The organism is Psychrobacter raelei (assembly GCF_022631235.3).
Taxonomy (GTDB): domain Bacteria; phylum Pseudomonadota; class Gammaproteobacteria; order Pseudomonadales; family Moraxellaceae; genus Psychrobacter; species Psychrobacter raelei.
The window spans coordinates 1,825,882-1,841,241 of the sequence record NZ_CP093310.2 but is presented as its reverse complement, the minus strand read 5'-3'; the positions used below and the strand labels follow the sequence as shown (position 1 = coordinate 1,841,241).

General features: G+C 42.7%; 6 protein-coding genes. All 6 read left to right on the top strand.

Annotated elements, in window-relative coordinates:
- Positions 1-186: 186 nt before the first annotated feature.
- The 6 genes from MN210_RS07770 to MN210_RS07745 all read left to right on the top strand — a co-directional run bounded on the left by MN210_RS07770 (position 187) and on the right by MN210_RS07745 (position 15,311).
- Positions 187-1,911 carry a hypothetical protein gene (locus tag MN210_RS07770; RefSeq protein ID WP_338411988.1) on the top strand — a complete coding sequence of 575 codons (1,725 nt, stop codon included), beginning with the start codon at positions 187-189 and terminating at the stop codon, positions 1,909-1,911.
- 50 nt (positions 1,912-1,961) lie between these two features.
- A complete protein-coding gene (locus MN210_RS07765; RefSeq protein WP_338411987.1) occupies positions 1,962-4,829 on the top strand; it encodes a DEAD/DEAH box helicase in 2,868 nt (955 codons plus the stop codon).
- A 274-nt stretch (positions 4,830-5,103) separates the two neighbouring features.
- The gene (locus tag MN210_RS07760; protein ID WP_338411986.1) at positions 5,104-8,001 is read left to right on the top strand and encodes a DEAD/DEAH box helicase; all 2,898 of its coding nucleotides are present in this window, start codon (positions 5,104-5,106) and stop codon (positions 7,999-8,001) included.
- Positions 7,998-13,004 (top strand): hypothetical protein, encoded by a 5,007-nt coding sequence (locus MN210_RS07755; protein ID WP_338411985.1) that lies wholly within the window; start codon positions 7,998-8,000, stop codon positions 13,002-13,004. Before MN210_RS07760 ends, MN210_RS07755 begins: the two co-directional genes overlap by 4 nt.
- Positions 13,005-13,030: 26 nt before the next feature.
- Positions 13,031-13,882, top strand: a complete 852-nt coding sequence (locus tag MN210_RS07750) for a hypothetical protein (RefSeq protein WP_338411984.1) — start codon at positions 13,031-13,033, stop codon at positions 13,880-13,882.
- A gap of 1 nt (position 13,883) precedes the next feature.
- The gene (locus tag MN210_RS07745) at positions 13,884-15,311 is read left to right on the top strand and encodes a hypothetical protein (RefSeq protein ID WP_338411983.1); all 1,428 of its coding nucleotides are present in this window, start codon (positions 13,884-13,886) and stop codon (positions 15,309-15,311) included.
- The last annotated feature ends 49 nt before the right edge of the window (positions 15,312-15,360 follow it).

Genomic DNA, 15,360 nt, shown 5'->3' with positions numbered 1-15,360 from the left:
TTTATTTATTCGCTAAATAGTCATATTCTACGATTAAAGTAGCTTATGTCTTACTCATAATCACGGTTAGGATATGTAATATACAATTCATATTATTCTTTAACGTATATTTGAAACCTTGAGCCTGTCATTGTTCTAGCATAGGTAAAGTAAAGAGTGAATTTAAGTTTTTATAAGGATAGTAGAATGCTTCAAGGTGCTCCAAAAGACTTTTTTGATGATCCTGAGAAAAAGAATAAATTGATAGGCAAAATTGATAGTTTAATCAGCTTCAATGACGAGACACATAAGTATCTTATTAATTCTCTGAAGCATAGTAGAAACCCAATTTCTTTTTTTGATTGCCTAAATGATTGCGTAGAAATCTGGAATGATTTGGGCTTGGTGGATGATATCTATAATGCTTTGAAAGAAAGTTTTAGTTTAAGCTTTTTAGATATCTACTTTAATTATCCTTTAAACAACTCGCTAGATGAGTTAATTAGTGACGAGTTTTCTGGTAGTGCTAGCATAGATGAACCAGAGATACGTGAGCTCGATACTAATAAAAAAACATTGGAATCTAACGTATCAAATCAAGATGGCTATCTAGGCAGACTAGGAATCCAGTTAGATTTATTTGCTATTACTGAAAGTGACACTTTACAAGCTGATAATCTGGTTTATGAGGCCAATGAAAATGACTTAGAAGCACAGCCATATCATATAGAAAATGATCTTGAAGATCATGTTGGTAAAGATACTCAAGTATGCGTTGATGATTCTGAGGAAGATAGTGACTTTCAATCTATCTTAGGTTCTTTAGGATCAAAAGTGACTACTAAGAAGATTGAGGGTGTTAACGTTGCTTATAAAAAAAGAAGTTTTGAAAAAACGTGTGACTCTGACAGTTGTAGCAGTGCAGATGCTCATTCTGATCTTGGCTCGATTACCAATACGGAAGAAGATGCTGAGTTAGATCTCGAAGCTTACGATGATTCAATTCCAGAGATATCTGTGTCTGACAGCAATGAAGAAGCTGAGGATGAATTTCTTGATTTCATTAGTGTTGATATTGATGAGGATGAAGACTCGTTTGATGCAGTAGGTTACTTAGATGACAGCGAGAGTGTTAGCGAGTATGAGCATCTGGGAAAGAATAAAGATGACGAGGTTCATGGGATAGATAGCTTTGTTGATGCTGAAGAGCTTGGTTACTTATTTGAAGATGATAGTGACTATGACTTCAATATTGAGCCAGAGTATTTTAAAGATGTTGTTACTTTAGAAGAAAGAGCGAGACAAAAAGCTATTGAGTTTGTTCAACAAGTAGACTGGTGTCCTACAAAAGATCTTAATATGGTTACCACTGTGTTTATAGATTATGGTTGGGGGCCGACTAGGTTTGCCTTAAAGAGACTTATCTCTTATGGCTTAGAACCAGGGGAATTACGCGTTGTATATGACATTAAAAAAATTTGGCAAATCAATGATTACTTTTGGATTTCTTATAATAAAAACTGTGAGGATTTCACGCTAAACCATGAAGTGATGTCTTGGAATGTTGCTTTTCGTATAAGCAGAGCCTTTAAGAGTGATCCAGATGCTGAAGAAATAGAAGAGGTACTAAATCGTCTTTATGAGTTTTGGATGTCTAAGTTGCATCTAAAATTGGCTTATAAAACATTTCTAAAGTTCATCTGGACATGGGCTTTTGAGCCAAAACGGGTACTACCCTCAGAATATACGTACGTTTTTGCACTTAATGAGATGACACCAGATGAATGGCAAGACTCTACAGACATCTTGGGATTAAGGCTACAAGAAGATATCACATACTATGGTCTATATGAGGCTGGAATAGATGACCCCTATGAGTATTGGACAGAAGAGCGTATGCAAGAGCGCCTTAGAGAAATAAATGGTGACTAAATCTAAGTATACATAAAATTAATTAAGCAGATCTATGGATAACTGAAGCTATGGCAAATGATTTGATTCCAGTACCGGGTTGTTTGGTGAAGTATAAGTTAAATGATTCTTATCGATTAGGAAGAGTTAGAAGCAATAAAAATAATGAGGTTATTGTTAAGTGGCAAGATAATGCTCAAACAACGGTTAATCCAAAGGCGCCTGAATTAAGCTCAGGGCTTAAAGTGGGACATGTTGTCTTAGACAGAACCCCAGATATAGGTCATCAATCTTTAGGTCAAGGTACCGTAGTTCAGCAACGTATGCTGGCTGGTTTTGAACAGTTTTTAGTAGACTTTAAGGCTTGCAATCGTAAGGTATGGATGCCGTATCAACATTTGGTGTTAGTAAAAGATGCCAAAACAAGATACAGATTTGGAGACATCAGTCGATCTAATACGGAAGCTGAGAAACTAAGATTAAAAACCTTAGCACATGCCATTGAGCTGTGGAACGAGAATACAGGATCACTTTCACATTTAGATATCGACCCACTACCACATCAAATTAACTTAGTACATCACATCCTATCTTCAGGTAACCTAAACTGGCTGATTGCAGATGATGTGGGTCTAGGTAAGACAATTGAAACGGGCATGATTATCCATGCTCTTAGACAACGAAATGTGGCCAAAAGAATACTATTAATCACACCGGCGGGCTTAGTAAGGCAGTGGCAAGAAGAGCTATATCATAAATTCAATTTGGACGGTTTTGAGATATATGGTGTGGACTTTACAATTCCCCCGGATCAATTACGCAAATGGAAGCTTCATGACTGTGTCATTGGGTCAATAGATAGACTGAAAAGTGATAACCATATTGATCTCTTGTTGGCTGCTGAGCCTTGGGACTTGGTAATATTTGATGAAGGCCATCGTCTTAGTCGTAAGCAAGATGGATTAAGATATAAGGCGTCTGAAAGATTTACATTGGCAAAAAAACTGAGGCATAAAGCCAAATCATTAATTCTATTGAGTGCGACACCACACCAAGGAGAGCAAGACAAGTTTATAGCCTTATTAGAGCTACTGAGACCTGAAAGGCGAGATCAACTAATGTCGTTGAGTATTAATCCTGAAATTATTAGAGATATGGTTTTTAGGAACCATAAAGCAGATGTCACTGATCTTGAAGGAAACTTTATATTTCAAGGTAAAACGGTTAATGCCGTAAGTGTCCCTAGTTCTCCTGAGTTTAAAACTTTTGAAAGACAGCTCGCTCAATACTTTAAGTTAGGATATTCAGCCAGTACAGAGGGTGAAAACCAACAGGCAAGAGCCATTGGCTTCGTGATGACTACCTATAGAAAACTTGCTGCCTCAAGCATAAAAGCCATTCGATCAGCGTTATTAAGACGTATCGCAAAAATAGAAAACCGTAGGGATGAGCTACATGCCATAGTGGACTCATTAACTGAGTTAGAGGCTGATGAACGCTTTGCAGGTGAAAACGAAGAGCGAATGCTAACGCATGCTCATAACCCAGATAGAGAGTTCTTTGATGGAGAGTTACAGTTATTACAAGAGCTTATTATGTCTAGTAATGAGCTATTAAATAACGATAAGAAATTTGAGTATTTCAAATCAGAGGTGATTGACAAGATATTAGCAAATAACCCAGAAGAGAAGGTTTTAATATTTAGTGAATACCGAAATACGCAGGATTATATCAAAGATAATCTTGTGAATACGTTTGGCGATGCGTCAGTGAGTCTTATTAATGGCTCTATGACCCATGATGAAAGAAGAGCAGCGATTGAACATTTTGAGTCAGAAGGATCTTTTTTAATCTCAACAGAGGCAGGTGGCGAGGGGATTAACCTTCAAAAAGCCTGTCATATCATGGTCAATTATGATCTACCATGGAACCCCATGCGACTGGTGCAACGAATCGGTCGTCTGTATCGTTATGGTCAAAAAAAGAGAGTCGCTATTTTTAACTTATTCCAACCTGATAGTTTGGATCAAAAGCTGATTGTTTCGATGTATGACAGGATTGATCGGATCGTAAATGATCTATCAACCTTGCATAAGGGTGAATTTAATGAAGGACTAAAAGATGAAATATTAGGTGAGGTGGCCAATCAAATTGATGTTGAAGAGGTCTTATCAAATCTAAATAAGCTTGGCATCAGCCGCACAGAGCAACGTGTGAGTGAGGCGCTAGATAACGCAAAATCGTCAGTGATAAAGCAAAGAGAAATACTAGACTATGCAGCAACCAGTAGCTCTGATGAGCTACAGTTTGAAGTGACTGTATCACCCAGTCATATTCATAATTTCTTGATAGGTATGCTCGAAATTAACGATATCGAGTATACCAATCATCCAGAGAAAAAAACCATAAGAGTTAGGTTTAATGATAACTATCAGGCTAAGTTTAAATCTATTTTAGGACAAGCCTCAATATTAGAGGCAACGACGGATAGAGTCGTTGCCTCTAATAGAAAAGATACCCACTTACTAGACCTATCATCACCTATTACTCAACACTTCATTAATCAGGCAACAGATTACGATTTTGGTGGGTTATCTGCGGTAGTCAATAATGCTCAAGATAGTCGTTATAGTCAAATCAACACGTCTATAATGAAGTGGCAGGACCTTCAAGGCAATATTATCAAAAAGCAGCTGTGTATCTGCTGCCGGGCAGAGGGTGATGTTAAGGTGAACCCTAAAGGGGCATTGGCGCTATTTTTGGAGAAATCATTAGAGGTGGAACAGTCTTTACCACTTCTTGATAAAGATCAATGCAAGCAAGTGGTGAAAGAAATAGACTCACATTTATCAGAGTATATGGCACTAAACTCAAATAAATATCTGATGCCCTCAGACATAAGCTGGGTAAATATAGCAACTTTAGCATCATTGAAATAATCGGCGTCACTAAAAAAATTTGTTAACCAATTGCTTGATAAAAAGCGTGTGAATCGTGCCTGATATTTAGAGGCATTTCATTATATTTTACAGCTGTAGTTTTTTTGATGGCATAATATAATACATATATTAAATAAGGGTTTAAGCTGATTTATGAGTGTCTGACTTTGAATAGAGTTGCCTTATAGTAGTCAAGCTTGAGTTTGTAGTAGTGCGCGTAATATAAAGCGTAATAAATACCGATAAAGTCAAAAATAAAAAGAGGAAAGCCTATATGTCGCAACGTTATGCGCCCGGTATTCGTGTTGAGATTCGTGATGCCGAATGGCGAATCAAGCGCGTTGATCACACTTCAGATGGGGGTTATCTTCTAACCTGTGAAGGGCTTTCTGAGTTGGTTCGAGGACGTGAAGTCTCTTTTTTGACTAAGATTGAGCCAAGTGTTCGTATATTGGCACCAGAAGATACTCAGCTTGTTGACGACACAAGCAGTAGCTATCGTGCCAGTCGCCTTTATCTCGATACGCTAATAAGACAAGCGCCTCCTATCGATGAAAAGATATATCTGGGCCAACATGCGGCGTTAGATATTATGCCTTTTCAGTTCCGACCAGCCCGTCAGGCCTTGCAACAACCCCGTCAGCGTATCTTGATTGCTGATAGTGTCGGTCTAGGTAAGACGCTTGAGGCAGGTATATTAGTGAGTGAGCTAATAGCCCGAGGAAAAGGTAAGCGCATTTTGGTACTCGCTGTAAAGTCGATGCTGACACAGTTTCAACAAGAGTTTTGGAACCGCTTTAGCATAGGTCTGACTCGCCTAGACTCTCAAGGACTACAACGAGTGCGTAATCGTATTCCGACCAATCACAATCCTTTTCACTATTTTGATCGCTCGATCATCTCGATTGATACCCTCAAGCAGGATATAGACTATCGTCACTATCTAGAGCAGGCGTATTGGGACATCATCATCATTGATGAGGCACATAACGTCGCTGAGCGTAGCAGTCACTCCCAGCGGGCGCGTCTGGCCAAGCTGCTTTCCACACGGTCTGACACCTTAATTATGCTTTCGGCGACACCGCATGATGGTAAGCCTGAGAGCTTCGCTAGTCTTATGAATATGCTAGATCCTACGGCTATCGCCAATCCTTCTGACTATGCCAAAGAGGACTTCCGTGATAAGGGACTTGTCGTGCGCCGCTTCAAGGAGGACATACGCGATCAGCTTAGTAATAGCTTCCCTGATCGAGACATCGATACCTTAAAAACTCCGGCCAGCTTGCAAGAAGAGCAAGCCTATCACAGCTTATTAGATACAGAGTTCAAAACCTTAAAAGGAGCGGGAGCAGGGCAGCTGTTCCGTACTACGCTAACCAAAGCACTATTTTCAAGCCCAGCTGCTTTATTAAGTACCTTAAAAAATAGATCGCAGCGTCTGCAGTCTCGATTAGAAAAAGAGTCATCTGAGGACAAGCGCACCGATATTCAAAGCGACTTAAACCAGATGGATACATTGGCTAAGGCTGTCGAGAATATCGAGATTAAGAGCTTTACCAAATATCAGCAGCTGGTTCGCTTACTCAAAGAGGATACTGCCGAGGGCGAGCAGTTTGCTTGGGACCCAAAGGACCCATCAGATCGTCTGGTCATCTTTACAGAGAGTATTCCTACGCTTGCCTTCCTAGAGCAGAATCTTCCGAAAGACCTTAAGCTCAAAAAAGATCAAGTGCTTATTTTACGGGGAGATATGAGTGATAAAGAGTTGGCGCAAACGGTAGATGCTTTTAACCAACGTAATCATCCTGCAAGATTACTGCTTTGCTCAGATGTGGCCTCAGAGGGTATTAACCTGCATCACTTGAGTCATCGCATGGTGCATTTTGATATTCCTTGGTCATTAATGGTGTTCCAACAACGTAATGGTCGTATTGATCGTTATGGTCAAACTAAGCAGCCGCTAATTCGATATTTGCTGACAGATAGTGCCAACGAAAAAATCAAAGGCGATAACCGTATCTTGGAGGTATTGATCGAAAAAGATGCACAGGCGGGTAAGAACATTGGCGACCCAAGTGAGTTCAGTAAAGAAGAAGGTGAGGCCATTACCGCTGAGCTTATTGAGCGAAATAATGCGGCAGAGGATTTAGATGATCTATTAGCAGACTTCTTTAGTGTTAGTGACGAGAGTGGTGAAGCGCCTGTAGATATACTGGACGCCTTTACACCCACTGCTCAAAACCTAGGGGTTGAGGAAATGCTAGGGAATCGGCCACAAATCTTTAATAGCGATATAGAGTATGCCACCGCTGCGGTTAACTGGCTACAGGAAGAAGCAGGCGTTGCCTTACAAGTAAGTGTGGATGATGACATGTTGCGCTTAACTGCCCCAAGTGATCTGAAGCAGCGCCGCCGTTTTTTGCCAAAAGAAGTGTGGCCAAAAGATGACCGCTTTGTATTGACCAGTGACAGTAACAGAATCAGTGATGAGCTCAAGCGTTGCCGAGAAGAAGATACGCCCTGGCCTGATATTCATTATCTATGGCCGCTTCATCCAGTAGTGCAATGGCTGTATGACCGCTCGCTGAATGCCTTTGGTCGCCATACTGCACCTGTTATTCGTATGCCGCAGCAACTGAGTCAAAATGAGCACTGGGTCTTACTCCATGGTGGATTTCCCAACCGCCGCGGGCAGGTGCATCTACAAAGCTGGTGTGCAGTGCATATCCAAGACAATCAAGTAGTAGACAGCTGTGACCTAAGTGAGTTCTTACAACGAGTGAATCTAAACAGACTGGTTAACCCAGGTCGCAGTAGTGATACCAGTGCCTTATCTAAGCTGTTACCTATATCAATTAATCATGCCAAACAACAGCTGGAACAAGAGCGCATACAGTACGAGCAGAGCAGTAATTCTATCCTAGAGACTCAAATTGATGCCTTAAATGAGCTAAAGAAAAAGCACATCTATCAGCTAGAGCTTGACCTAGAGGGACTGAGCGGCAATCAGCAAGATACGAAGCGTCATAACCGAGAAAGCGAAATCAATCGTATCTTTGACGATTATTTTGAATGGTTAGAGAATACTCAGCTCATAGAAAAACAACCTTACATACAAGTCGCCGCAGTCTTTACCGGCATGCCCCATCAAGAGACAGGAGCAGGGCTATGAACCTAACTGGCATCAGTAACGAAAATGATTTTTATAGTCAGCATTATATGGCTGAGATATTCGCTGGCGATAGTGATGTCAAAGAGCTTCAAGAAAGCTGGCAGCAAAAAGAAACCAATGCTAGAGAGCAGGCGATAACGGAGCAGGACAAAAAAAATGCTTGGCGCACGCCTTGGAATCGCATTGCCCAAAGTGCCCGAGACACCTTATTGCTACTTGATGAGTATGGCCATAAGCAAACAACCCAAGATCAGCTAATATTAGGGCGTGAGATATTAAGAGACTTAATGTCTATCCTTAATCTGCCTTATGCGCCTCGTGCGCAGTACATCGAGCACACTCAAAGCTATCTGCCACTACTGGGTGAGATAAAAAACAGCCAAGGCGAGCCACTGCTATGGATCATAGAAGCTCAAGCATTAGGCGGCGACTATGATACAGACAGTGATCCTTTGGCACTGCCTATTCATGCAGCGCAGTTACAAAGCATGGCTGATTATCCCGCACAAAGCAACGCCTCAGAGCCTATCTTACAAGACAGCTGGCAAAAAGTGATGTCTGATGCGGTATTTAGTCAGACCTTACCGCCGCGTTGGGTAATTCTCGCCAGCCCATATCAGTGGCTATTAATTGACCGTAGTAAATATGCCCAAAACCGCTTAATCCGCTTCGATTGGAAAGAGATTCTGAGTCGTCGTGAGATCGATACCCTAAAGGCAGCCAGTGTGTTGTTACATAAGCAGGCGTTATTGGATGCTAAAGGTCAAACGCTACTGGACACGCTCGATGAGAATGCGCACAAGCATGCTTATGGCGTATCAGAGGATCTAAAGTACGCCCTACGTGAGTGTATCGAGCTATTGGGTAACGAGGCTTCACAGCAGCTAATTGCCCAAGCCAGTCAGAATAAAAAAGGCATCTTTAGTGGTAAAAACCAGCTAGATCCTGATGACTTATCGCGTCAGTGTCTGCGGTATATGTACCGCTTGCTATTTTTGTTTTATATTGAAGCGCGTCCTGAGCTGGGCTATGCGCCAACCGGCAGTGAGGTGTATCTCAAAGGCTACTCGTTAGAGCACTTGCGTGAGCTTGAGCTGATGCCATTGACCAATGAACAAGAGCGTCAAGGTCGCTACTTTAACGACTCGTTGAATATTCTGTTTTCACTGGTATCGGACGGTACGCCTGAGCAGCAGCAGGGCGATATATTTGGTGCCGCGCAGCAGACAGGCCGCGATGCCTTTACCATGACGGCACTCAAGTCGCACTTATTTGACCCCAATAAGACAAATCTACTAAGCAAAGTGGTATTCCCCAACCATCTATTGCAGCGTGTGATCCAGCTGATGTCGTTAAGCCGCCCTGCCAAAGGTAAGCAGCGCCGTGGCCGTATCTCATACGCACAGCTGGGCATTAACCAGTTGGGTGCAGTTTATGAAGCTCTGCTCAGTTATCGCGGCTTCTTCGCTAAGGAAGACTTGTATGAGGTCAAAAAGGCCGGCGATAAATACAACATCCTAGACACCGGCTACTTCGTCAATGCCGAAGCCTTAGAGCAGTATAAAGAAGACGAGAAGGTCTATGAAAAGGAGGCCGCTGACCAATATGGTAATAAGCAGCTAAAAAAATATCCCAAAGGTACGTTTATCTACCGTATGGCTGGCCGTGACCGTGAGAAGTCGGCGTCTTACTATACGCCTGAAGTATTGACCAAGAGCTTGGTGAAATATGCGCTAAAAGAGCTGTACGCACAGCAGCTTGAGCCTTTGGCCAATGATCAAGAGCGGGCAGAGAAGCTACTGCAGTTTACGGTGTGTGAGCCGGCAATGGGGAGCGCAGCGTTCTTAAACGAGGCGATCAACCAGCTTGCTGAGAAGTATCTGGAGCTGATGCAAAGCGCACGAGATGAGCGTATTGCCCAGCAAGACTATGTCAAAGAGCTACAAAAAGTCAAAATGTATCTGGCGGATAACAACGTCTATGGTATTGACTTAAACCCAGTAGCGGTAGAGCTGGCAGAAGTGTCGTTGTGGCTAAACGCCTTGTCGGCGGACCGCTTCGTGCCTTGGTTTGGGATGCAGCTGTATAACGGTAACTCCTTGATTGGGGCGCGCCGTGAAGTGTATAAGTTGACTCAGACTGGTGCTAAGAAGAACGACTCTAAGCAGTGGTTACAAAACGCCCCAGAAGCAGTGCCAATGAACCAGCCACGGGCGGAAGATGAGATTTGGCATTTCTTACTGCCTGCAGAGGGCATGGCCAATTATAAAGATAGGGAAGTAAAGAGCCTATATCCTAAGCAGTTTGACACCATCAAAGACTGGCGCAAAGACTTCTTAAAGCCACTCGATGGTGAGGAGCAGCGCCGTCTGAAGGCGATCAGTGAGAAAGTTGAGGAATTGTGGCAGTTGCACACCAGAGAGCAACGCAACATCCGTCAAAAGACTACTGATCCTTACGATATCTATGGCATGCCCAGTACAGGCCGTACCCAGACCTCACTGGGTTATAAAGATCAGGTGTTGACCCAAGAGCTGTATGCCGAAGGTCTAAGCAACAGTAGCGCCTTTGGTCGTCTCAAGCTGGCGATGGACTATTGGTGTGCGTTATGGTTTTGGCCGATTGAGCAAGCGGATGAGTTGCCAAGTCGTGATGAGTGGTTATTTGAATTAGAAAGCTTACTGCTGGGCGATACCATTGGGGTGCAGACAGGCAGCCAGCAAGACTTGTTTGCAGAGACGCAGAACTTAGAGGAGGGCAAGCGCTTCGTCAGTAAATATGGTGTGGTTGATACTAAGCTACTCAAGCAGGCTTTCCCGCGTTTGGCATTGGTTGAAGAGCTTGCCGATGAGCATAAATTCTTCCACTGGACGCTACAGTTTGCCGATGTGTTTGCGAAAAGTGACGGCTTTGACTTGATGCTGGGAAATCCGCCTTGGTTGCAGATTAACTGGAATTCTAGTGCAGTCTTGGGAGATTTTGAGCCATTATTAGTTTTACGTAAATTCAGTGCCAATAAAGCAAGTAAGTTAAGAGATAATATTTTTGATAAAAATAAGGTTATTAAAATATCTTGGAGAACTGAATATGAACAAAGTTCGGGTTCACAAAGCTTTATTGGTGATATAAGTAACTATCCATTATTAAAAGGACAAAAAGCTAACCTTTATAAGTGCTTTTTACCGCAAGCATGGAACAACACGAGTGAGGAAGGTGTAAGTGGTTTTTTACATCCAGAAGGAGTTTATGATGATCCAAGTGCTAGATCTTTAAGGAGAGAGATATACCTCAGATTATGCCAGCACTTCCAGTTTCACAATGAGCTATCTTTGTTTTCTGAGGTTCATCACGCAACTACATATAGTATTAATATATATGGGAAGGGCAAGAGCACGCCACGCTTTATAAACCTTGCTAATTTATTTCTCCCGAAAACTATAGATGCTTGTTTCTTGCATGATGGCAAAGGAGAAGTACCAGGTTTAAAGGAAGAGGTTGCTACAAATAAGGGTATTGTTAAGTCGTCTTGGAATATAAAAGGACACAAAGACCGTATTATTAATATTACAGAAAATGAGCTATCTTTATTTTCAGAAATCTATGATGAAAGTGGTACCTCTGCACTTGAGGCAAGACTGCCAGCATTACATGCGTACCAATTGCTGGAAGTTCTTAAGAAATTTGCCAAACATCCAAAACGATTAGGTGACTTGCAAGGTAGCTGCTTCTCAACTCAGCATTGGAACGAATCTACAGCACAGGTTGATGGCACGATTCTGCGTGAAACTATATTTCCAGATAGTAATGGCAAATGGATAATGTCAGGGCCACATTTCTTCGTCGGTAATCCTCTTTATAAGTCACCACGTGAAGAGTGCAAACTAAGTAGTGATTATAGTACTGTTGATCTATTAACAATTCCAGATGAATATCTGCCTCGTACTAACTATGTACCAGCATGTACTGAAGATGAATATAGAGCCAGAACCCCAAAAGTAAGTTGGGTTGATACAGGTAATACAGCCTCTTTACCTGTTATCGAGTATTACCGAGTATTGAATAGAGAGATGATAGGGCCATCATCGGAACGAACACTCATTACGGCAATAATACCTAAAAAAATAGCACATATTAATACGTGCCTAGCTACAGCTTTCGCAAGTCTGACAACAATGCTCGATTATTATGTCATGACTTTATCTGTAGCAGTAGATTATCGTGTTAAAAGTACAGGAATGGGACATGCTAATACAACCCTTATAAACCAACTGCCTGTGCTAGCAGATGAAAAGTATAGAGCTGAATTGCATAGTAGAGCATTGATATTAAGTTGTTTAACTAATGGTTATGCTGAGCTTTGGAAGGCCTGCTGGAACCCAAGATTTAATATACAAAGTTGGAGTATCGCCTCTGACAGCGAGCATCCCAGCGCAAATGTATTACCACAAGATTTTTTCAAAAATCTTACCCCTAAATGGCAACGCGACTGTGCGCTGCGTACAGATTATGCCCGCCGGCAAGCACTGGTAGAGATTGATGTGTTAGTAGCACAAGCGCTTGGCATGACACTAGAAGAGTTGTTGACCATTTACCGCGTGCAGTTTCCAGTGATGCGTCAATATGAAGCCGACACTTGGTATGACCAAAACGGTCGAATTGTATTTACCCCAAGTAAAGGTTTAGTCGGTGTAGGCTTACCGCGTACCGCGCGTAATTCAGACTTAAATGATGGTATTAGCTATGCCATTACCCAATATGCTGATACTGAGGATGAGAGTGGTGATAATAAGTCAATCATACGCGAGGATAGCGGTATTGCTTTAGGTTGGAATGACATTCAAGACCTAAAAGCAGGCGATACCGTGAGCAAGACCTATATGGATGACACCCAACCTGGCGGCCCAGTAGAGCGTACTATTGTCTATGAAGCGCCTTTCTTTAAGCCCGACCGTGAAGAAGACTATGCGATTGCATGGACGTTTTTTGAAAACAACAACCAATAAATAAAGACATCGATAAGGAGAGTGTTGTGTTTAATAGTGATTTTAAAAAGGAAGAAATAGCCAAATTAGAAAGTGCTCATAAAAAGTATGAGGCCAGAGCTGAAAAAGTGGCTAAACAGTCTATTGAGCTTATGCAGCTGCGTCATGACAGCTCAGAGACACTCATCACTGAGGTCGAGCAATACATTAATAGCCTAGCCAACTCACCAAAGATGCTGGATAAAAGCTTTGCAGAGTATAAAGCGGAGTTCTCAAGCTTCAGTCAAGTCATTGATGACTTGCGTGAAGATGCCGTCGATGCAAATATTAAGACGGGTCTTAGTGCTGGCGCTGGCGTGGCAGCGGGTGTTGGGGTGGCGGCGTTCGCTCCGACTGCAGCTATGGGCGTGGCGACTACCTTTGGCGTGGCCTCAACCGGTACTGCAATCTCAGCTCTATCAGGTGCGGCAGCGACTAATGCTGCGCTTGCTTGGCTTGGCGGTGGCGCACTGGCGGCAGGTGGTGCTGGTATGGCTGCTGGTCAGACACTACTCGCATTAGCAGGACCAGTGGGCTGGGCGATTGGAGGTATCTCCTTATTGGGTACTGGTGTGTTCTCCGCTCGAAAAAACAAGCAAATTGGCGAAGAGGCCATGGCGAAGCGCAAGGAGATTAAAGTGTTGGACAAGTCGCTAAAAGCGGCTTTGGTTGAAATCAAAGAGCTGTTAGATCTGACCAAGACTCATGTTAATGGCACCAAAGAGCTATTAGATCAACTTGAAGCCATGCCTATTCAAGACTACTCGCAATTCAACGCTGAGCAAAAGCAAAAACTGGGTGCGCTAGTGAATCATATCAACTCGCTATCGGCATTATTGAACAAGAAGGTAGATGCATAATATGTCAGTGACTTACGCCAAGGACCAGACCATTGGCGCCTTTGTGCATAATATCAATGCACAAAGGCGGGCTGATGAAGTCGCGAGCCTATTACAACAGGATTCTCACTTTGCAAAGGCGGTCAATGAAGTCGATAAAGTCAGATTGTTCGTTGGAAGTCCTGAAAATATTTTGGGCAGTGATCGTACCAAGCATGGGGAGATTGCTGAGCAAGTAGAAGTCGGCATTAGAAATGCGCGCTCTTATTTACAGGGCGGCGGGCAAGTAGCGACATTTGATGGTGTGGGTCGTTTAGCGCCTGCAGATTATAAATTGGATAATCTTGAGGTACAGTCTAAGTTCTATAACGGTATCAACAACACTTTAGGTAAAGGCGTTGTGGGTCATTTAGATAAATACCCAGACTTTACCAGTAATAAGGGCTTTTATCACATACCCAAAGACCAGTTCGATGTCATTGATAAAATCTTAAAGGGTGAGCCTGTCGATAACCTCAACGCCAAGACAATTGCGAGCATTAAAAGTTATATTGCGGAGATAGAAAGCCGTACTGGACAAGGTTTTTATGAGGTGGTTAAACCAGGCGTGTCTGATTATGCTGAGATTCAACAAGGCACGGTGCATGGGACGCTTGATACCCATCAACAAGACTTAGAGCAGCAAAATCAGCGAATAAAAGAAGACATCGTTAATGAGCACAAACCAAGTCTTGCAGAAGGTGCTAAAGCGACAGGGATTGCCGCAGCGGTAGGTGCAGGGGTTTCTTTGGGTGCCGGATTTTATAAGCATTACAAAGACGGCAAAAACGTCTTTAAAGGCGAGCTTACGGCAGAGGACTGGAAAGATCTGGGTCTTGATACGGCCAAAGGGGCGGTCATAGGCGGTGTATCAGGTGCTGCTATGTATTCGCTTACCAATTACGCCAGTTTATCAGCTCCCTTTGCTGGTGCTGTGGTCAGTGCCTCTAAAGGCATTGCCTCCTTGTTCAGTGATTATAATAAGGGTGAGATTACCCTAGATGACTTCACGTCAATGGGGCTAATGATTTGTGCTGAGAGCTCTATCGTTGGGTTGGCCACATTTGCTGGACAAACGCTGATACCTGTTCCTGTGTTGGGTGCTGTCATTGGCTCCTTGGCGGGTCAAATGATGGTCAACTTAATGGGTGTTGACTCTGGAGAGACGATAGCTGCTTTAAACAAAAAGATGGCAGCGTTTACGGCCAACTTAGATGCCAAATATCAGCATGTGGTAGCACATATCCTAACAGAGTATAGGAAGCTGGGCGATTTAACCGTGACGGCCTTTGATTTTGATCTGAATGTGAGCCTGTTGACTCGAAGTGTAGATTTGGCTCGGGCCTATGGAGTTGAGGAAGATAAAATCTTAAAAAATGTTGATGATGTCGATGATTACTTCTTGAGCTAAATACTCATGTCGTACTGATTAAATATTGTACGGATTAAATATTGTACGG

Excerpts from the sequence above, each read along its gene's own strand:
- MN210_RS07755 (WP_338411985.1), top strand. The coding sequence starts at position 7,998 with ATGAACCTAACTGGCATCAGTAACGAAAATGATTTTTATAGTCAGCAT.
- MN210_RS07745 (WP_338411983.1), top strand. The coding sequence starts at position 13,884 with ATGTCAGTGACTTACGCCAAGGACCAGACCATTGGCGCCTTTGTGCAT.
- MN210_RS07770 (WP_338411988.1), top strand. The coding sequence starts at position 187 with ATGCTTCAAGGTGCTCCAAAAGACTTTTTTGATGATCCTGAGAAAAAG.
- MN210_RS07765 (WP_338411987.1), top strand. The coding sequence starts at position 1,962 with ATGGCAAATGATTTGATTCCAGTACCGGGTTGTTTGGTGAAGTATAAG.
- MN210_RS07760 (WP_338411986.1), top strand. The coding sequence starts at position 5,104 with ATGTCGCAACGTTATGCGCCCGGTATTCGTGTTGAGATTCGTGATGCC.